Annotated in this window: 15 protein-coding genes; 4 read left to right on the top strand and 11 right to left on the bottom strand. The window is 68.4% G+C overall.

Going from position 1 to position 20,018, the window contains the following annotated elements; genetic code table 11:
* Positions 1–132 precede the first annotated feature (132 nt).
* From JO391_RS01995 to JO391_RS01975, 5 genes are all read right to left on the bottom strand, one after another.
* The gene (locus tag JO391_RS01995; protein ID WP_220662545.1) at positions 133–2,565 is read right to left on the bottom strand and encodes a GcvT family protein; all 2,433 of its coding nucleotides are present in this window, start codon (positions 2,563–2,565) and stop codon (positions 133–135) included.
* On the bottom strand, positions 2,562–3,449 hold the full coding sequence (locus JO391_RS01990) for a choline/ethanolamine kinase family protein (protein WP_220662544.1): 888 nt from the start codon (positions 3,447–3,449) through the stop codon (positions 2,562–2,564). The genes JO391_RS01995 and JO391_RS01990 overlap by 4 nt, the downstream gene beginning before the upstream one ends.
* The gene (locus JO391_RS01985; protein WP_259444794.1) at positions 3,446–5,434 is read right to left on the bottom strand and encodes an ABC transporter permease; all 1,989 of its coding nucleotides are present in this window, start codon (positions 5,432–5,434) and stop codon (positions 3,446–3,448) included. The genes JO391_RS01990 and JO391_RS01985 overlap by 4 nt, the downstream gene beginning before the upstream one ends.
* A gap of 91 nt (positions 5,435–5,525) precedes the next feature.
* A complete protein-coding gene (locus JO391_RS01980; RefSeq protein ID WP_220662543.1) occupies positions 5,526–6,542 on the bottom strand; it encodes a quaternary amine ABC transporter ATP-binding protein in 1,017 nt (338 codons plus the stop codon).
* A gap of 22 nt (positions 6,543–6,564) precedes the next feature.
* Positions 6,565–7,569 (bottom strand): ABC transporter substrate-binding protein, encoded by a 1,005-nt coding sequence (locus tag JO391_RS01975; RefSeq protein WP_259444793.1) that lies wholly within the window; start codon positions 7,567–7,569, stop codon positions 6,565–6,567.
* Between the two features lie 158 nt (positions 7,570–7,727).
* Between JO391_RS01975 and JO391_RS01970 the strand changes: the two genes are divergently transcribed.
* Positions 7,728–8,513: a DeoR/GlpR family DNA-binding transcription regulator gene (locus JO391_RS01970; RefSeq protein ID WP_220662542.1), complete on the top strand. Its 786-nt coding sequence runs from the start codon at positions 7,728–7,730 to the stop codon at positions 8,511–8,513.
* 117 nt (positions 8,514–8,630) lie between these two features.
* Here the strand turns inward: JO391_RS01970 and katG are convergent, their stop codons facing one another.
* Positions 8,631–10,856, bottom strand: a complete 2,226-nt coding sequence (gene katG / locus JO391_RS01965) for a catalase/peroxidase HPI (protein WP_220662541.1) — start codon at positions 10,854–10,856, stop codon at positions 8,631–8,633.
* 152 nt (positions 10,857–11,008) lie between these two features.
* Here katG and JO391_RS01960 point away from each other — a divergent pair, with 152 nt between their 5' ends.
* Complete coding sequence (locus tag JO391_RS01960; RefSeq protein WP_220662540.1) at positions 11,009–11,917, top strand: hydrogen peroxide-inducible genes activator; 909 nt, start codon at positions 11,009–11,011, stop codon at positions 11,915–11,917.
* Here JO391_RS01960 and JO391_RS21675 read toward each other — a convergent pair.
* Together JO391_RS21675 and JO391_RS01950 are read right to left on the bottom strand one after the other, a co-directional pair.
* Complete coding sequence (locus tag JO391_RS21675) at positions 11,901–13,340, bottom strand: glycosyltransferase family 39 protein (RefSeq protein WP_220662539.1); 1,440 nt, start codon at positions 13,338–13,340, stop codon at positions 11,901–11,903. The genes JO391_RS01960 and JO391_RS21675 overlap by 17 nt on opposite strands.
* 26 nt (positions 13,341–13,366) lie before the next feature.
* A complete protein-coding gene (locus JO391_RS01950) occupies positions 13,367–14,353 on the bottom strand; it encodes a 2-hydroxyacid dehydrogenase (RefSeq protein WP_220662538.1) in 987 nt (328 codons plus the stop codon).
* Between the two features lie 161 nt (positions 14,354–14,514).
* On the opposite strand from JO391_RS01950, the gene JO391_RS01945 reads away from it, so the two are divergent.
* Together JO391_RS01945 and JO391_RS01940 are read left to right on the top strand one after the other, a co-directional pair.
* The gene (locus JO391_RS01945; RefSeq protein WP_259444792.1) at positions 14,515–15,222 is read left to right on the top strand and encodes an SH3 domain-containing protein; all 708 of its coding nucleotides are present in this window, start codon (positions 14,515–14,517) and stop codon (positions 15,220–15,222) included.
* 57 nt (positions 15,223–15,279) lie between these two features.
* Positions 15,280–16,218 carry an L-lactate dehydrogenase gene (locus JO391_RS01940; protein ID WP_220662537.1) on the top strand — a complete coding sequence of 313 codons (939 nt, stop codon included), beginning with the start codon at positions 15,280–15,282 and terminating at the stop codon, positions 16,216–16,218.
* A 163-nt stretch (positions 16,219–16,381) separates the two neighbouring features.
* Here JO391_RS01940 and JO391_RS01935 read toward each other — a convergent pair whose 3' ends face one another.
* From JO391_RS01935 to JO391_RS01925, 3 genes are all read right to left on the bottom strand, one after another.
* The gene (locus tag JO391_RS01935) at positions 16,382–16,852 is read right to left on the bottom strand and encodes a GFA family protein (RefSeq protein WP_220662536.1); all 471 of its coding nucleotides are present in this window, start codon (positions 16,850–16,852) and stop codon (positions 16,382–16,384) included.
* Positions 16,853–16,915: 63 nt separating this feature from the next.
* Entirely contained in the window at positions 16,916–18,319 is a 1,404-nt protein-coding gene (gene murD / locus JO391_RS01930; RefSeq protein WP_220662535.1) for a UDP-N-acetylmuramoyl-L-alanine--D-glutamate ligase, read from the bottom strand.
* 240 nt (positions 18,320–18,559) lie between these two features.
* Complete coding sequence (locus JO391_RS01925) at positions 18,560–20,002, bottom strand: APC family permease (protein ID WP_220662534.1); 1,443 nt, start codon at positions 20,000–20,002, stop codon at positions 18,560–18,562.
* Between the last annotated feature and the right edge of the window lie 16 nt (positions 20,003–20,018).

The following is a 20,018-nucleotide window of genomic DNA, read 5'->3' as shown; positions in this document are numbered from 1 at the left end:
GGGCACCATGTCAACCACAGCCCGCTCCCGCGCGCCCGCTGCACCTGACTCAGCCACCGGTCAAACAGAATACGCCACAGTTCGCCCACTGTGCAGGCAAGCCGCCCAATCGGGAGGCACCGCAGAATCCCCTTACGCGCGGATTCGCAGCCCCTCCGGGTCATACAGCGGCCGCGGCGCCAGCTCTGCCGCAAAGACCTCATCCGCCACCACCAGCTCGTACCGCCCTGCGGTCAGCCAGTCGTCGCTGACCCCCTCGGCATGGCGCAGATAGCCAAAGCCGATGTTCCGCCCCGCGGTGTAGCCATATCCGCCCGAGGTCAGGTAGCCCACCGCCACCCCATCCCGCAGGATGGTCTCGCGCCCCACCAGCACCGCCGCCGGATCGGCCACGCTAAAGCCCATTAGCCGGCGCTTCAGCGGCTGGCCCACCACCGCTTCCAGCGCCGTGCGGCCCAGGAAAGATGTGTTGCCCTTCATCTTCACCGCCCAGCCCAGCCCCGCCTCGAACGGCGTGTCGTTGGGGGTGATGTCCGAAGCCCAGGCGCGATAGCCCTTCTCCAGCCGCAAGGACTCCAGCGCGCGATACCCCACCGGCCGCAAGGCCGGCTCTGCAGCCATCAGCGCGTCGAACACCGCGCCCGTCTCAGACAGCGGCACATGCAGCTCCCAGCCCAGTTCGCCCACATAGGTCACGCGCAGCGCCCGCACGGGCACACCGGCCAGCGTCAGCGAGCGTACATGGCCAAAGGGGAAGGCCGCGTTCGACACATCCTCGGCCGACACCTTGGCCAGCACCTCGCGCGCCATCGGCCCCATCAAGGACAGCGTGCCCCAGCCCTCGGTCACATCCTCGAACCGGACACCAGTTCCCGGCAGGTGATCCGCGATCCAGCCGAAATCATGGGTGCGGAACCCCGTCCCGGTGACGATGTAGAACTTGTCCTCGGCCAGCCGCGCCACCGTCAGATCGGCCTCGATCCCCCCGCGCGAGTTCAGAAGCTGCGTATAGGTCAGCCGTCCCACCTCGCGCGCCACCCGGTTGGCGCAGATCGCCTCCAGCGCCTCCGCCGCACCCGGCCCGCTGAGTTCGTATTTCGCAAAAGAGGACTGATCGAACAACCCGACCTTCTCGCGCACATGGGCATGTTCCTCGCCCACTGGGCCAAACCAGTTCTGGCGCCCCATGGAATAGCGGTCGCGTGCCTCCATCCCTTCGGGCGCAAACCAGTTGGGCCGCTCCCAGCCGAGCTTGGACCCGAACACCGCCCGCCGCGCCTTCAGCCGGTCAAAAAGTGGCGACACGATGCGCGGCCGCCCGCTCTCATATTCCTCGTGGGGGTAGGCCACGGTGTAGTGCTTGCCATAGGCTTCCAGCGTCCGCTCCGCCACCCAGTCGCGGTCACGGTGCAGGCCGGAAAAGCGCCGGATATCCACCGCCCACAGATCCAGCGGCGCCTCGCCCCGCATCACCCAGTCGGCCAGCACCCATCCCGCCCCGCCTCCACTCGCGATGCCAAAGGCGTTGAACCCGGCGCCGATATACATGTTCGAACATTCCGGGGCCGGTCCAAGGATGAAATTCCCGTCCGGCGTGAAACTTTCCGCACCATTGATCATCTGCTTCACGCCCACCTCGGCCAGCGCCGGCACGCGCTCCACCGCCTGCACCAGGTGCTGCGCGAAATGGTCGTAGTCGTCGTCGAACAGCCGGAACTCCCAGTTCGCCGGAATGTCCCCCGTCACCCAACCCTGCGGATCGGGCTCATAGCCGCCCATCACCAGCCCGCCGACCTCTTCCTTGAAATAGGTCCGCCGGTCCGGGTCGCGCAGCGTGGGCGCATCGGGCGACAGCCCCTCGATCCGCTCGGTCACGATGTACTGGTGCTTCACCGGATGCAGCGGCACCGTCACACCGGCCTTGGCGCCGATCTGCCGCGCCCACATGCCGCCGCAGTTCACCACCTTCTCGCAGGCAATCACGCCCTGGTCCGTCTCGACATGGGTGATGCGGCGCCCGTCCATCACGAACCCCGTGACGGTCACGCCCTCCACGATCCGCGCCCCATGCATCCGCGCGCCCTTGGCCAGCGACTGGGTGATGTCCGAAGGGCTCGCCTGCCCGTCCGTGGGCAACCAGCTTGCCCCCACCAGATCCGACACATCCATCAGCGGCCACATCCGCTTGACCTCGGCCGGCGAGACCAGATGCATCTCCATCCCGAAGCTCTTCGCCGTGGTCGCCAGTCGCCGGAACTCGGTCCAGCGGTCGGCATTGGTCGCCAGCCGCAGACAGCCGGTCATCTTCCAGCCGGTGTCCAGCCCCGTCTCGGCCGCCAGCCCCTTGTAAAGCTCCACCGAATACTTCAGCACCCGCGTGATCGAGGCCGAAGACCGAAGCTGCCCCACCAGCCCCGCCGCATGCCAGGTCGATCCGCTGGTGATCTTGCCCTGCTCCAAGAGCAGCACATCCGCCTTGTGATCGCGCGCCAGGTGGTAGGCGGTCGAACAGCCGATGATGCCGCCACCGATCACAATCACTTGGGCATGGGTGGGCAGGGTCATGGCAGGTCGGTCCCGTAGGTCGTGTTGAAATGCGACACGGCCGCAGCCAGCCGGTCGAGGTTCTCTTCCGCATAGGCGCGGTAATCCGCCCCCGGCGCGTTCAGATGCAGGTCGCTCACCATGGCCCACAGCGCCTCACGCAGAAGGCTGGCGCAGGCCATGGCGTCGAAGGCTCGGCGAAAGGCCGGATCGGGAGGGGCGCCCAGATAGGCCAGCAGCAGCGCCTCGGTCGCCTCGCGCCCCATCCCGGCATTGGACGCCGCCCCCGCCAGATCGAACAGGCAAGTGCCGAAACCCGCGTATTCATAGTCGATCAGCCAGAGCCGCGCGCCGTCATCCAGGAAATTCGCGGGCAACAGGTCATGGTGGCCAAAGACGATGGGCAAGGGCACCTGCACCGCCTCCAGTGTCTCGTTCAGCTCCATCCAGCCCGGCAAGCCCTCGCTGAACGGGCTGCCGCCCTGGGCAATCGTACGGGCATAATCGCGCACAACATGAAACGGCCAGAAGAGAAAGGCCGCGCCGCTGACATGCCGCGCCATCGTGTCGTGAAAGGACCGGATCAGCCGCCCCACCCGGTCGGGCGCCGCAGCCAGATCCGCCGCCCCCCAGGTCCGCCCCGCGACAAAGGCCACCACGCTGACCCCCGGCGCCGCATATTCCAGCGCCGGGCCAAAGCCCGCGTCATGCGCCGCCCGCGCCGTCATCGCCTCGCGCGCCCGGTCCACATGGTGGAACGGAAAGTCCCGACCGAACCGCACCACATGCGCGCCCCGCTCGTCCGTCACTTTCCAGCTTTCGTTGGAAAGTCCGCCGTGCAGCGGCTCGGCCGTCACAGTCCCCGCCCAGCAGGGCAGTGCCGCGATATGGTCGGGAACGCTCATGCCAGCCCCAGCTTTTCGCGTTCCGCCCGCGCTGCGGCGGCCAGAAGCCGGTCGGCGATGATGGCGATGAAGGCAATGGCCAGCCCCGCCACCAGCCCGTTGCCCGGATTGGCCTTGGTCAGCGCGATGTACACGTCCTGCCCCAGGTCGCGCGTGCCCACCAGCGCAGTGATCACCAGCATCGACAGCGCGAACATGATCGTCTGGTTCAGCCCCAGCAGAATCTCGGGCAAGGCCAGCGGCAGCCGGATGCGCGTCAGCACCTGCCAGTCGGTGCAGCCCATAGCGCGCCCCGCCTCGATCAGCCGCGGGTCAACGCCCTGCAACCCCAGCACGGTATAGCGGATCGACGCCACCAGAGCGAAGGCCACCACCGCGATCATTGCGGTGAAATCCCCCACCCGGAACAGCATCACCACCGGCATGAGATAGACGAACGAGGGCAGCGTCTGCAGCGTGTCGATCACCACCCGGGTCACCCCCCACAGCCGCTCGCGCTCGGCCACCAGGATGCCGATGGGCAGGCCGATCGCCATGGCGATCAGGCTGGAGATGCCGCAGAGATAGACGGTGATCATCGCCTTCTCCCACTGCCCTGTCGCCGCAATCAGGAAGGACAGCGCCGCGCACAGAAGCCCCAGCCGCCAGCCCCCCAGCCGCCACCCGGCCAGCCCCAGAAGCCCCACCACCACAACCCAGGGCAGCCCGGTCAGGAACCGTTTCACCGGCACCAGCACCCAGGTCAGCGCCGCCGTCTTGATCGCCTCGAACGTGTCGAAGAAGGTGACGTTGATCCACTCCACTGCCGCCGCCCAGAAGGCGCTGGTCGAAAGCCGCGCACCTTCGGGATAGCTCTGCACCGCCGGCACCAGAAGCCCCAGCACGAAAGTCCCGACCACCAGCGCAAGACCCGAGGCAAGGTAGGGATGTCGCGCCACCCAGCCGCCCTGCCGCTCCACCCCCGCCGCCTTGTGCGCCACCGCCTGGCTCAGCCGGTCCAGCGCGATGGCAAGCGCCACGATGGCCAGCCCCGCCTCCAGCCCCGCGCCGAAATCCAGCCGCCTGAGCGCCGTCAGCACATCGAAGCCCAGCCCCCCCGCGCCGATCATCGAGGCGATGATCACCATGTTCAGCGACAGCATGATCACCTGGTTCACCCCCACCATCAGCGCCTCGCGCGCCGAGGGCACCAGCACACGCCACAGCGTCTGGCGCGGAGTGCAGCCCACCATCCGCGCCAGGTCATGGGTTTCCGAGGGCACGCGGGCCAGCGCCAGCGTGGTCAGCCGCGTCATCGGCGGCATGGCATAGATCAGCGTGGCGATCACCGCCGCCGTGGGGCCAAAGCCGAACAGGATCAGGATCGGCACCAGATAGGCAAAGACTGGCATGGTCTGCATCAGGTCCAGGAAGGGGCGCAGCGCCCTTTCGAACCAGGCATGTCGAAAGGCCAGCACGCCCAGCATCAGCCCGCCCGCCACCCCGATCGGCACCGCCACCAGGATCGAGGCCAGCGTCACCATGGCCGAGCCCCATTGCCCGAAAACCGCGACAAAGCCGAAACAGGCCGCCATCAGCAGGGCCAGCCCCCAGCCCCCGGCCCATAGCCCCATCAGCGCCACGATGCCGATCACCGCCACCCAGGCCAGCGGTGGCACCAGCACCACCGTCGTGCCGGCCTCCGCCCGCACCCAGCCTGTCGCCAGCACGCCATGCACCAGCCGGTAGGGCGCCTCCACCACCGCCGCGATGCCGCGTGTCATGTCGGAAAAGGCGACCGGGCCAAGCGCCGCCTCCTTGGTCAGCCAGGTGACGAACCCGCCGATCCAGCGCGCCGCGGGAATCCGCCAGGCCTTGGGATAGTCGAAGGCCCAGGGCATCAGGCTCGCGCCCCAAAGCCAGATCGCCGCCGCCAGCAGCAACGCCGCCGCCCAAAGCCAGCGCCCATCCAGCCGCAAGGGCCAGGAAGTCGCCAGCGCGCTCACGCCATGTCCCCCACGCAAACGGCGGGTACTGCGCCCTCCCCTCCCCCTCGTGGGGAGGGGTCGGGGGAGGGGGGCACCCGGACGAACGCGCTCATGCCTCGCCTCCCAGAAGGATCCGCACCACCGCCTCGCGCGCAACCACGCCACGCGGTGCGCCATCCTCCTCGACCGTCACCGTTTCCGCCCCGGCCAGAAAGGCCGGCCCCGCCTCGGCCACGGTCATCCGCGCGGGCAGTCGCGGCCCCGCCGCCTCGCCCGGCCCTGCCAGCGACCCCAGACGCACCACCTTGGCCTTGGCCACGCCCCGCGTGAACTCGCGCACGTAATCCGTGGCCGGGCTCAGCACCAGCTCCTCGGGCGTGCCGCATTGCTCGACCGCCCCATCCTTCATGATGGCAATGCGATCCGCCAACCGGATCGCCTCGTCGAAATCATGGGTGATGAAGACGATGGTCTTCTTCAGCCGCGATTGCAGGCGCAGGAACTCGTCCTGCAACTCGCGGCGGATCAGCGGGTCCAGCGCCGAAAACGGCTCGTCCAGGAACCACAGTTCCGGCTTGCCCGCCAGCGACCGGGCGATGCCCACCCGCTGCTGCTGCCCGCCAGACAATTGGCGCGGATAGGCCGCCTCGCGTCCGGCCAGCCCGACCAGCGCCACCATCTCGCGCGCCCTCGCCTCGCGCACCGCGCGCGCCACGCCCTGCACCTCCAGCGGAAAGGCCACGTTTTCCAGCACGCTCAGATGCGGCAAAAGGGCAAAGTTCTGGAAAACCATGCCCATCTTGTGACGCCGGATTTGCGTCATCTCGGCCTCGCTGGCCTTCAGCAGATCATGCCCCTCGAACAGCACCTCGCCCCGCGTCGGCTCGATCAGCCGCGACAGGCACCGCACCAGGGTCGATTTGCCCGACCCAGAAAGCCCCATGATGACGAAAATCTCGCCCCGCCGCACCGACAGGTCCACGCCACGCACCGCGGCCACAAGGCCCAGCTCGGCCAGCCGCGCCAGATCGGGGACATGATCCAGCGCGGCCAGCCTTTCTTCGGCGCGGGCTCCGAAGATCTTCCAGACATTGCGGCAGACCAGAGTTTCCGGGGCGTCCGTCATCTGATCGGCCGAAAGCGTCGCGTCACTGACCGATCCAGGGCTTCCAGACCGCCTCGTTGGCCGCCATCCATTCACCCACCACGGCATCCACCGTCTTGCCGTTCAGATCGACCTCGGTGATCAGCGCGCCCATCGTATCGTTGTCGATGGTGAAGGCCTTGATCGCGTTGTACGCGCCCGGCCATTTGTCCTTCACGCCCACCCAGCCGACCTTCCAGATCTCGCCGAAGGGCTTGCCGCAATCATGCGTGGCGTCGGGGTTCGATCCCCAGGCGGGGTCGGTGTAGCACTCCGCCGTGTATTCGGGGAACTCGACCCACTCGCCCTTGTACTTCGCCGGCGCCCAGTGCGGCGCATAGATCCACAGCATGACCGGCGCCTCGCGCTGGTAAGCACTTTCCAGCTCGGCGAACAGCGCGGCATCGGTGCCGGCATGGATCACCTCGAAGGGCAGATCCAGCGCCTCGATCCGCTCCTCGTCAAAGCCGCCCCAGGTGACCGGCCCGCCCAGATAGCGCCCCTTCGGCGCAGTTTCCGGCGTGGCAAAGGCCTCGGCACAGGCCGGGTCTTTCAGCGCCTCCCAGTTGGGCAGGCCGGGGCATTTCTCCTTCATGTAGGCCGGATACCACCACTCTTCCTTGGCCTTCATGCCGGTCGGCCCAAAGACCTCGACCCCGCCCGTGGCCACCGCCGCATCCATCGCCTCGCGGCCGGTCGTCTCCCACATCTCCATCGCCACATCCAGGTCGCCGGTTTCCAGCCCGGCAAACTGGGCCAGGTAATCTGCCTGGACATATTCGACGTTATAGCCCGCCTTCTTCAGCACCTCGCCCATCATGGTCGTCGTGATCAGCTGCCCCGTCCAGTCGTGCAGCGTCAGCTTGATCGGATCGGCGCTTTCCTGCGCCAGGGCGGCAAAGGCGGTGGAAAGGGAAAGAACCGCAGCAAGCGGCAAGGAAGAGCGCATCGGTAACCCCCAGCTGTTGAACAGGCCGGAACGGCCCACCCGGTCGTCCTTCGGGCGCATCTGCGCGCCTTCTCCTCTTTCCCGAATTACGCGCCGCTCTGACCGACCTGTCAACGGGATTCGGGGTATTTTGTGGTTTTCGTGACCGCTGATTTGAATCTTCCCCCGAATTCGGTCAGTATCGCGCATCAAGTCACAGAACCGGTCACGTTCCAGTCATGTCTTCCAAGCGCCACGGGGCGATTCTCAAGCTTCTCGAAGGGCGCGGCTCGCTCAGTGTGACAGCACTTTCGCAGGAACTGGGCGTCTCCACCGAAACCGTCCGCCGCGACATCCGCGCTCTGGTCGATACCGGCGCCGCCGTCCGCGTCCACGGCGCCGTGGGCCTGGCCGGCCAGATGGGCGAAGCCCCGTTCGACCGGCGGATGCGCGAAAATGCCGAAGCAAAGCGCCGCATCGCCCGCGCCATGGCACAGCGCATCGCCGATGGCGCCTCGCTCATGCTCGACACCGGCACCACCACCAGCTTCCTCGCGCGTGAGCTTCTGGGCCACCGCCGCCTGACGGTCGTCACCAACTCCTCCGACGTGGCGCGGACACTCGCCACCGTGAACGGCAACCGCGTCTTCATGGCGGGGGGAGAGTTGCGCGGCGATTCCGGCGCCGCCCTCGGCGCCTCGGCCCTCGCCTTCATCCGCGATTTCACCGTGGAACATTCCATCATCTCGGCCGGCGCGGTGGATGCGGGGGGCGTGATGGATTTCGACCTGCACGAGGCCGAGTTTGCCCGCGTCGCCCTGGGCTGCGGCGCGCGCCGTGCCGTGCTGACCGATGCCAGCAAGTTCGGCCGCCGCGGCTTCATCCGCGTGGGCGGCTTCGATCTACTGGACGAGGTGGTCACCGACAGGCCGCCGCCGACCGACGTGGCTCAGGCCATGGCCTCGGGCGGTGCCGCACTGGTTCTGGCGGAAGCGGCGGAACCCCAGGTCGCCGCTCTCGGCTGACCTCTGGCGCCGGGAACAGAGCAACGCCCCGCCGAAACACCCGACCGCGCAACCCATTGTTCTGCAAAAACTCAAGGAGGCGTCCGAGCTCGGACGCCTCCCCGACCCTGCCCCGCTTCAGGCCAGGTCGAAGCGGTCCAGGTTCATCACTTTCGTCCAGGCTTTGGCAAAGGCGCGCACAAAGCCCGCCTCGGCCCCCTTGGCGCCCCAGACCTCGGCGATGGCCCGCAGCTGCGAGTTGGACCCGAACACCAGGTCCGCCCGCGTCGCCGTCCATTTCACCGCCTTGGTCTCGCGGTCGCGGATGTCAAAGCTCCGCCCGGCCGCATCGGTCGCCACCCACTCGTTCCCCATGTCTGTCAGGTTCACGAAGAAGTCGGTGCTCAACACGCCCGGCTGGTCGGTGAAGACCCCGGCAGCCGAACCGCCCGCGTTGGCGCCCAGCACGCGCAGCCCGCCGATCAGCACGGTCATTTCAGGCGCGGTCAGCGTCAGAAGCTGTGCCCGGTCCAGCAGCAGCTCTTCCGCCCCCACCGCATAGGGCTGCTTCTCATAGTTGCGGAACCCGTCCGCCACCGGCTCCAGCACGGCAAAGCTCGCCACATCGGTCTGCTCCTGGCTCGCGTCCATGCGGCCCGGCGCAAAGGCCACCTCAACGGGATGCCCCGCCGCCTTGGCCGCCGCCTCCACCGCCGCGGTGCCACCCAGGACGATCAGGTCCGCTATCGAGACCTTCTTGCCCCCGGTCGCCCGCGCATTGAACCCGGCCTGGATCGCCTCCAGCACGCCCAGTACCTTTGCCAGTTGCTCGGGCTGGTTCACCTCCCAGTCCTTCTGCGGCGCCAGCCGGATGCGCGCGCCATTGGCCCCGCCCCGCTTGTCCGAACCACGGAAGGTCGAAGCCGAAGCCCAGGCGGTCGAAACCAGCTCGGCCACGGTCAGGCCCGAGCCGAGGATTTCCGCCTTCAGCGCCGCGATATCGGCGTCATCGATCAGCGCATGGTCGCGCGCCGGGATCGGGTCCTGCCAGATCAGGTCTTCGGCCGGCACTTCCGGCCCCAGGTACCGAACCTTCGGCCCCATGTCGCGGTGGGTCAGCTTGAACCAGGCCCGCGCGAAGGCATCGGCGAACTGGTCCGGGTTCTCCAGGAACCGGCGCGAGATCTTTTCGTAGTCCGGGTCCATCCGCAGGGCAAGGTCGGTGGTCAGCATGGTGGGCTGATGCCGCTTGTTGGGGTCATGCGCATCCGGCACGGTGTTCGCACCCATCCCTGCCTTAGGCCGCCACTGATGCGCGCCGGCGGGACTCTTGGTCAGTTCCCACTCATAGCCGAACAGGTTCCAGAAGAAGTTGTTGCTCCACCGCGTCGGCGTGGTGGTCCAGGTCACTTCCAGGCCCGAGGTGATAGCGTCGCCGCCCTTGCCCGAACCATAGCTCGAGAACCAGCCCAGGCCCTGTGCCTCGATCGGGTTGGCCTCCGGCTCGCGACCGACCAGTGCAGCATCGCCCGCGCCGTGTGTCTTGCCGAAGGTATGGCCCCCGGCGATCAGCGCGACGGTTTCCTCGTCATTCATCGCCATGCGGGCGAAGGTTTCGCGGATGTCCTTCGCCGCGGCGAGCGGGTCGGGGTTGCCGTCCGGGCCTTCCGGATTGACGTAGATCAGCCCCATCTGCACGGCGGCCAGCGGATTTTCCAGGTCGCGGTCGCCCGAATAGCGGCTGTGCTTGTTCGCCGGGTCGTTCGAGGCGATCAGCCACTTGTCCTCGGCGCCCCAGTTCACGTCCTCCTCCGGCTCCCAGGTGTCGGCTCGGCCGCCACCGAAACCGAATGTCTTGAAGCCCATGCTTTCCAGCGCGACGTTGCCCGCCAGAATCATCAGGTCGGCCCAGGACAGGCTGTTGCCGTACTTCTGCTTGATCGGCCACAGAAGCCGACGCGCCTTGTCCAGGTTGGCATTGTCCGGCCAGGAGTTCAGGGGTGCGAACCGCTGCTGCCCGCCACCGGCGCCGCCGCGCCCGTCGCCCACGCGATAGGTCCCGGCCGAGTGCCAGGCCATGCGGATGAACAAAGGCCCATAGTGGCCAAAGTCCGCCGGCCACCAATCCTGGCTTTCGGTCATCAGCGCCCGAAGATCGGCCTTCACCGCATCCAGGTCCAGCTTCTTGAACGCTTCGGCATAGTTGAACTCCGGGTCCATCGGGTTCGACAGCGCCGAATGTTGGTGCAGGATGCGCAGGTTCAGCTGGTTCGGCCACCAGTCACGGTTCGACCGCATCGCAGGCGTCGTCAGGGCGCCATGCAACACCGGGCATTTGCCGGCTCCGACGTCGTTTCCGTCCATTTCCTTCTCCCTATCCTGACCAATGCACGGAAAACGGCGCAGGCCCGGCCAAAGGCCGGCAATCTGCGAGTCTCAGTGCCGATGCCCTGTTCTAGCAAGTGAGAGCGATTAGAAGAAGTTGTATTTCCTGATCACCTTCATAAGATGCCCTTATGAACGCGCTCACCCTCCGCCAGCTCCGCTATTTCGAGGCGCTCGCCCGCCACGGCCATTTCGGCCGCGCGGCCGAAGCCAGCGCCGTGTCACAACCTGCCCTTTCCATGCAGATCCGCGAGCTGGAAGAAGACCTGGGCGCCCCCCTCTTTGAACGCAGCGCGCGGCAGGTGCGGCTGACCAGCTTCGGCGAGGAGTTTGCCCCCCGTGTCCGCGCCATCCTGGCGCAGGTGGACGAATTGGGCGACATGGCCCGCGCCGCGCGCGACAGGCTTCTCGGCCGCCTACGCATCGGCATCATCCCCACCGTGGCCCCCTATCTCCTGCCCCGCATCATCGCCGACCTGACACGGAACCACCCCGAGCTGGACATCCATGTGCGCGAGACGGTCACGCCCAAACTGATCCAGGAACTGCTCGACGGCCGGCTCGACACCGCCGTCGTGGCCCTGCCCGTCTCGGAACCCGCGCTGACCGAGGTTGCGCTCTTCTCCGAGGATTTTGTCCTCGTCCGTCCCGCGCATGAGGCGGCCCTCCCCGTCCCCGACCGCGAGGGCCTGCGCGAGATGCGGCTCCTCCTGCTGGAAGAAGGCCACTGCTTCCGCGACCAGGCGCTCTCCTTCTGCAACATGCAGCCCGCGCCCCCCCGCGAACTCCTCGACGGCAGCTCGCTCTCCACCCTGGTCCAGATGGTCGGCGCCGGCATCGGCGTGACGCTGATCCCCGACATGGCCGTCGCGGTGGAAACCCGCTCGGCCGACGTGGCGGTGCAGCGCTTCGACAGCCCCCGCCCCTCGCGCACCGTGGGCATGGTCTGGCGGAACTCCACCCCCCTTGCCCGGCAATTGCAGGGCATTGCCGCCCTGATCCGCGCCTCCGCCGCCCGCCCCCTCAGCGCGCCAGGCTAAGCGCCACCTCCGGCAGCAGCATCGCCCCGACCTCGAACCGCTCCTCCACCGGCCTCAGATAGGGCAGCGCCACCGTCTCGACCACGCGCCCCGCCGCCTCGGGCGGCGGCTCAAGCCCGCGCAGCGCGAAAGCCGTCACCGGATCCGGCACCGCCCCGCCCCGCGTCAGGACCAGCACCCGCCGCGCCTCCGGCGGCACCGCCCCGGCCAAGGGCGCCAGCACCGCCAATCCGGGCCGCAGCAGCACCAGGTTCCCGCCGATGTGGTAATCCGCCATCACCACATCCGGCGCCATCCGGTCCACCGCCTCGGCCAGCGGCGCGAAATCGATCATCCCGGTCCCCGGCGCCGACAGCCGGTGGTTGGCCATGCCGCCAAGCGTCAGCGCCCCGATCACCCCGCAGGCCACCCAAAGCCGCCGCAGCCCCGCCGGCGTCGCCCGCCGTGCAGCCTGCACCATCAGGCCGGCCGCCAGCAGCACATAGGCCGGCACCAGCCAGCGCGATTCCACCTCCGTCGCCCCCGCCACCAGGATCGCCACCGCGCTCAGCCCCAGCCCCGCGATCCCCGCCGCCACCAACAGCCGCCCCGGCCAGTCCGGCCCCGCCGGCACCGCCCGGCCCCGCGCCAGCATCCAGGCCGCCAGCCCCACCGGCAACAGCCCCGCCACCGTGCCCACCGCCGCCTCGGCCAGACCCTCCAGGCCCGGCACCAGTCCGAACTCGCTGCGGAACGCCTTGCCGGTCGAGGCCATCGTCAGATCCGGATGCTCCAGCATCCAAAGGTACGGCCAGGCCAGGATCGCCACCGCCACCAGGCCGGCCACCGCAAGCCCAGGCCAGACCGACCGGCGCGGCAGGTCGGGCAAGGGCGGCCGCCCAAGCGCCAGCACCGCGGCCAGCACCACCGGCACCAGCCAGTAATTCGCCTTGGTCAGCCCTCCCAGCCCGACCACCAGCCCCAGCAGCACCCAGTCGCGCCGCGCCCCCCGCGCCAACACGCCCATCACCGCCCAGACGGTCCAGCACACCCCCGCCAGAAGCACGATCGAATGGGACGACGCGCGCTGGAATTCCCACACCACGTTCGGCAACAGCGCCAGCGTCAGCGCCCCCGCCAAAGCCACCGGCAAGGCATGTACCCGCCGAAGGCCCAGATAGAGCCCCGCAACCGAAATCCACAGCACCAGGTTCTTCAGCGCGGCAAGCCCCAGCGTCGTCGGTCCGAACAGCGCGAAGGAAGCCGCCTGCATCCAGTTGTACAGCGGGAACTGCGGGCCATAGCCCCATTGCCAGCGCCGCCCCAGCACCAGCATCTCGCCCTCGTCCACCTCCAGCCCGCCGCCCGCCCAGGTGCGCAGGGCCGCATGGGCGGCGAAATAGGCCGCAAATGCCCCAAGGACGAGAACGTCTTTCCGCATCATGCCCGTCTGGCCCGCGCGGCCACGCGCTACAGCATCGAGGGCACGACCTGATCCGGCGGACGGTGCCCGTCGGCGAAGGTCTTGATGTTGATGATCACCTTCTCGCCCATCTCCAGCCGGCCCTCGACCGTGGCCGACCCCATATGCGGCAACAGCACGACATTCGGCAGCTCGCGCAGTCGGGGATTGATCTCCTTGCCGTGCTCGTACACGTCCAGCCCCGCCCCGGCGATCTCGCCCGCGCGCAGGCCCCGCGTCAGGGCGTTCTCGTCGATCACCTCCCCGCGCGAGGTGTTCACGACCACCGCCGAGGGCTTCAGCAGCTTCAGCCGCCGCGCGTTCAACAGATGATAGGTCGAAGGCGTGTGCGGGCAGTTCACGCTGATCACGTCCATCCGGGCGATCATCTGGTCCAGGCTTTCCCACCAGGTCGCGTCCAGTTCCTCTTCCAGCTCGGGCCGGACCCGGCGGCGGTTGTGGTAATGAACCTGCATCCCGAAGACCCGCGCCCGCCGCGCCACCGCCGATCCGATGCGGCCCATGCCCAGGATGCCCAGGCGCCGCCCGGCGATGCGCCCACCCATCAGGGCGGTCGGCGCCCAGCCTGCCCATTCGCCCGATTGCACCAGGGCCAGCCCCTCGGGAATGCGCCGCGTCACCGCCAGGATCAGCGCCATCGCCATGTCGGCGGTGTCCTCGGTGGTCACGCCGGGCGTGTTCGACACCAGGATTCCCCGGCTCCGCGCCGTTGCCACGTCGATATGGTCGAAGCCCGCCCCGTAATTGGCGATCAGCCGCAGCTTCTCGCCGGCCTGCGCGATCAGGCCCGCATCGATGCGGTCGGTGATGGTGGGCACCAGAACATCGGCCCGCGCCATGGCGGCGGCCAGGTCCTCGCGGGTCATCGGCGTATCGTCGTCGCGCAGCTCGACGTTGAACAGTTCCTTCATCCGGGTCTCCACCGGCTCGGGCAACCGTCGCGTAACAACAACACTCGGCCTTTGTGCGGGCATCGGCGCTCTCCTCCTGCTTCCCTCTCAGGGCCTCGGATGGCAAAGTGACGGCAAGCGGGGCGATCCACAAGCCCCGGAAGAGGTGTCCGGTGTCGCATGGCGGCCCGGATGGGCGGCAGTGGGCGACCCTCTCAAGGGCGCCACATGACAGGCGGTGAGGCATGGGCAAGGCGCGATGGATCGCGGCAGGCGGGGCTACGGCAGTGGTCTGTGCGCTGACGCTTCCTGGCATGATGCAGCAGGCACAGACGCAGGGTCTGACGGCCCCGCTCGCGCAGGCCGTGGCGGCCACCCCTCCACCGGACCAGCTTCCCCCTGCCGTCAAGGCCGCCATCCAGGTCTCGGCCCCCGCCCCGGCCGAACCCGTGGCGCTCGCCGCCCCCGCGCCCGCCGCCGAACCCACCGCTTCTGCCAAGCCGCAGGAACCGGCGCGCGACCCCTCGCGCGGCGCTGTCACCAACCTGCCGCTCCCCCGCTTCGTCTCGCTCAAGACAGGCGAAGGCAATGCCCGCCGCGGCCCCGGCCTCACGCACCGCATCGACTGGGTCTTCACCCGCGCCGGGATGCCGCTGCGCATCACCGCCGAATACGAACACTGGCGCCGCATTGAAGATGCCGATGGCGAAGGCGGATGGGTGCATTACTCGCTCCTCTCCGGCGTCCGCACCGTGATGGTCGAACAGGACATGGCCGAATTTCGCGCCCAACCCGACTTGCGGGCCGATGTGCTGTTCCAGGCCGAAATGGGCGTGATCGGCAAGGTCGTCGAATGTCTGAACGGCTGGTGCCGCATCTCGGTCGAGGGCGACAAGGGCTGGGTCCCCGAAGACGCGCTCTGGGGCGTCGATCCCGGCGAAGACATCGAATAGCCGTTGCCTGACGCTGCAGCGGCAGCCATCCTGCACCTGCAGCAAAAGGGGGCCGGCATGGCAGCACGGATCGGAATCGTCGGCGTGGGCATGGTTGGCTCGGCCGCAGGCTACGCCCTGGCCCTCATGGGCGTCGCCGGCGAAATCGTGCTGGTTGACCGCTCGCCAGCACTTGCGCAGGCGCAGGCCGAAGACATCTCCCATGCCGTGCCTTTCGCCTCGGCCACGCGGGTCGTCGCCGGGGATTACGATGCGTTGGCGGGCGCCGATCTCGTGATCCTGGCCGCCGGGGTCAGCCAGAAACCGGGCGAGACCCGCATTGCGCTTCTGTCGCGCAATGCCGAGGTCTTCGCCGAGGTGATCGGCGCCGTGCGGCGCGTCGCCCCCGACGCGATCCTGCTCATCGCCACCAACCCGGTGGACATCATGACCGACATCGCCACGCGGCTTTCGGGCCTGCCGCCGTCACGGGTCATCGGTTCGGGGACGATCCTCGATTCCGCCCGGTTCCGTACCCTGCTTGGCCAGCACCTGCACCTCTCGCCGCAGTCGATCCACGGCTATGTCCTGGGCGAACACGGCGACAGCGAGGTGCTCGCCTGGTCCTCCGCTCAGGCCGGTTCGGTGCCGATCCGGGCGGCGGCGGCGCAGATGGGCGCGGCCATTACCGACGAGGTGGTGGCCCGCATCGACGCCGGCGTCCGCCGCGCGGCCTACCGCATCATCGAAGGCAAGGGCGCCACCTGGTATGGCATCGGCGCGGGGCTTGCCCGCATCGCCCGCGCCATCCTGCGCGACGAACAGGCGGTGCTGTCGGTCTCGATCCTCACGCCCGAAGTGGTGGGGGTGAAGGGCGCGACGCTCTCCCTGCCCCGCGCCGTCGGCCGCGCCGGCGTGACAGCCGACCTGCTGCCCGATCTGGATGATGTGGAGGCCGATGCACTGCGCCGCTCCGCGCAAATGCTCGCCGATCTGGCCGCCGAGGTGAAGCTCTAGGGAACCCCGCCGGGACGCGCGCCTTCCTGCGAAAGCCGATAGGAGCGAACTTTCGACGAAACGTCGCTCCTCACGCCGCAATCGTTAAGTCCAAGTTAAGACGCCCAGACAACCCGTTGAAATCATTGAATCCGGCAAGGCGTCCGAGCTCGGACGCCTCCCCTCAGCTTCCACTGGCCCGGTCCTTCATCGCCTGCCAACGGTCCAGCGCCCACTGCGGCCAAAGCTCCCGCCGGTCATAATACTCCGGAACCACCGGCACCCTGTCGTCCAACTCGACCCAGGCCTGCTTCGAAGCGGCAAAGATATGGACATCCGGCGGCAGCGCCCCCGGCTCGTCCAGCGTGCCCACCCGGACAAAGGCCAAAGCCCGCCCCGCCCCGGCATAATGGCTGAACAGCGCCACCCTGCAGGCCGGGCACCGCGCGATCTCCTGCCCCCGGCCCGAGTTCGACGGGGTCATCACCATGTCGGGCGTGCCCGTGACCTCGATCATCTCGGTCTCGATCATCGCGTTCAACGCAAAGGCCGACCCGGTCTCCCGCTGGCACCAGGTACAGTGACAGCAATGAACGAAAAGCGGGCGATGCTTGAGGTGATAGCGGATCGCTCCGCAGGTGCAGCGGCCGTGCATGGGCTCCTCCCTTTGGCCGGCAAGCTGACGCGGCCCGGCCAGGATGTCAAACCGCCCGGCGGTTCAGCCGCCCGTCAAGGCCCTGACCCGCGCCGTGAAGTCCTCGCCCCGCTTCTCGAAGTTCGGATACTGGTCAAAGCTGGCCGCCGCCGGCGCCAGCAGCACCACCTCCCCCGGCTGCGCCTCCTCCGCCGCCCGCGCCACGGCACGCTCCATGGTCTCGCAGATTTCGTGGGGGGTCTCGCCGATCTGGAGCGCGAAGTCGCGGGCGCTGTGGCCGATGAGATAGGCCTTCACCACGGCGCCCAGCAGGGGCTGCAGCGCGGCGATGCCGCCCTCCTTGCCGAGGCCACCGGCGATCCAGCGGATCTTCGGGAAGGCCTGCAGCGCCTTGGCCGCGGCGTCCACGTTTGTGGCCTTGCTGTCGTTCACGAAGCGGACCCCATTCCGCTCGCCGACCAGCTGGCTGCGGTGGGGCAGGCCCGCGAAGGAGTGGAGCGCCTGCTCGATCAACTTGGGTGCCACGCCGAGGGACCGGCAGGCGGCATAGGCGGCGCAGGCGTTCTGGTGGTTGTGGGCGCCGGGGAGACCCTTGACCTCGCGCAGGTCGATGGACGCCATCTGCCGGCCCTTGCGCCATTCGGAAAGGAACCCCTTACGGGCGAAGACCGACCAGCCGAAGCCTTCCAGCTTGGTGCCCGAGGAGATGCGGATTACCCGGTCGTCCTGCGGGCCCTGGCCGATCTGGTCGGCGAGGAAGCGGCCCTCGACCTCGTCCACGCCGATCACGGCGCGGTCGGGGCCGCCGGCGGTGAAGAGGCGGGCCTTGGCGGCGAGGTAGCCGCCCATGCCGCCGTGGCGGTCGAGGTGGTCGGGGGAGAGGTTCGTGAAGACCGCGACGTCGGGGGTCAGGGCGCGGGCGAGGTCGGTCTGGTAGGAGGAGAGCTCCAGCACCACGACCTCGCCGTCCTGGGGCGGGTCGATGTCCAGCACGCCGCGGCCGATGTTGCCGGCCATCTGGGTGGGGCGGCCGGCGACCTGGAGGATGTGGTGGATCAGGGCCGTCGTGGTGGACTTGCCGTTGGAGCCGGTGATGCAGACCGCCCGGGGGGGCGTGTCGAAGCGGTCCCAGTCGGGGGTGGCCCAGGAGCGGAAGAAGAGGCCGATATCGTTGTCCACGGGGACGCCCGCCTCGAGGGCGCGGGCGATGATGGGGTGGGGCCTGGGGAAGAGGTGGGGGATGCCGGGGGAGGTGACGAGGGCCGCGACCCCGTCGAGGGCGGTGGCGCGGGTCAGGTCGGTCAGGGAGAAGCCCTCGGCCTCGGCCTTGGCGCGGGCTTCGGGGCTGTCGTCCCACAGGAGGGCCTCGGCCCCGCCGGCGGCCAGCGCCCGGGCCGTGGCCAGCCCCGACCGGCCCAGCCCGAGGACCGCCACCTTCTGCCCTTGATAGCCCCTGACCGGGATCATGCTGCCCTCCCTTATCCTTGCCCCCTTGGGATAGGGGAGTTTGGCCCCGGACGGAAGGGGGCGTCCGAGCTCGGACGCTATCCTGGATATAACAAAATCAATGGGTTGCGAAGTCGGATTAACTTGGACTTAACGATTGCCTGCCGGACGCGGGGCGTCGGCGCGCGGCTGGCGAAGTCCAATCCCCTGCCCTGCCGGGCCGGGGGAGGCGCCGCGGGACGGGCCCGCGGCGCCTTTGGTTCAGAACTGGTTCTGGCCCATGGCCTCGAACCGGGCGGGGGAGCGGGCCTTGAGGCCCGCTGCGATGAAATGGCCCAGCACGGCGGCGATCACCGTCAGGAGCGGCAGGATCCAGCTGAGCGCACCGCCGGTGGTGCCGGTCAGATCGCCGAAGTTGACGAAGATGTAGACATAGAGCGAGGCCATCACCACGCCGGTCACGAGCGGCAGGATCACCGCGGCCATCGCGCCCTCTTGCTGGCCGGGCTGGCGGAAGAAGGCCATGACCGAGAGCGAGGTGATCGTCATCATGGCGAGAACGCCAAGCGTGCCGATCTGGCTGATCCAGGTGAACATGTTCAGCACCGGGTCGAGGCCGAGGCCCGCAAACACCGCCAGGATGATGAGCGCGCCGATGCTTTGCACCACCGAGCCGATATGCGGGCTGAGGTGCTGGTCATGGGTGCGGCCGAAGGCGGCAGGCAGAAGACCGTCGCGCCCGGCAACATAGGAATAGCGGGCGATGTAGTTGTGGAAGGCCGAGAGCGCGGCAAAGAGGCCGGTCACGAAGAGGATGCCGGTGATGTTCGCCACGGTTCCGCCGGCATACTGGCCGGCGAGATCGAAGAAGAACACGGTCGGATCGGCCATGCCACCCAGCGTGGGCAGGAGGTTTTCGGCGCCGACGCCGACGATCATCAGCCAGGTGGTGAAGATGAAGAAGATGCCGATCGCCAGCACGGAGAGATAGGTCGCGCGCGGGATGGTGCGGTCGGGATCGCGGGCTTCTTCGGCATAGATCGTCGTCGCCTCGAAGCCGATGAAGCAGCCGAGGCAGAACAGCACGGCGGCGGTCAGCGAGCCCGAGAAGAAGGCCGAGGAGTCGAACATCGGGAAGGCAAGCCCGTTGGCGCCGCCCTGGCCGAGGATCGCGAAATCGACCACGAGCACGATGAGATATTCCAGCGCCACCAGAACGATCATCACCTTGGCCGAAAGATCGACCTGGCGATAGCCGAGGAAGCCGACGAGGATGAGGGCGATCAGGCTCCAGCCCCACCAGGGCAGAACGATGCCGAAGCCGCCGAACACGCCCGAGGCCACGCCGCCGAACAGGCCGATCAGGCCGAACTGCATGCAGTTGTAGGACAAGAGCGCGAGGATCGCCACGGCGCCGCCGACATGGCCACCGAGCCCGCGCGCGGCATAGGCATAGAAGGCGCCGGCGTTCTTCACATGTCTGGCCATCGCCACGTAGCCGACCGCGAAGGCCAGCATCAGCGCGGTGATGACGATGAACATGGCCGGAACCCCGGTGCCGTTGCCCAAGAGGAAGGCGAGCGGCATGGCGCCCGCCACCCCCGTCAGCGGCGAAGCGGCCGAGACGACCATGAAGGTCACGGCCAGAAGGCCGAGCGAGTTCTTCTTGAGCTGGTTCGCGCCCAGCCCGGATGTATCTGTCATTTCCCTCTCCTGGTTG

The organism is Neotabrizicola shimadae, from assembly GCF_019623905.1.
GTDB classification, from domain to species: domain Bacteria; phylum Pseudomonadota; class Alphaproteobacteria; order Rhodobacterales; family Rhodobacteraceae; genus Neotabrizicola; species Neotabrizicola shimadae.
This window is presented reverse-complemented; position numbering and strand designations above follow the sequence as displayed.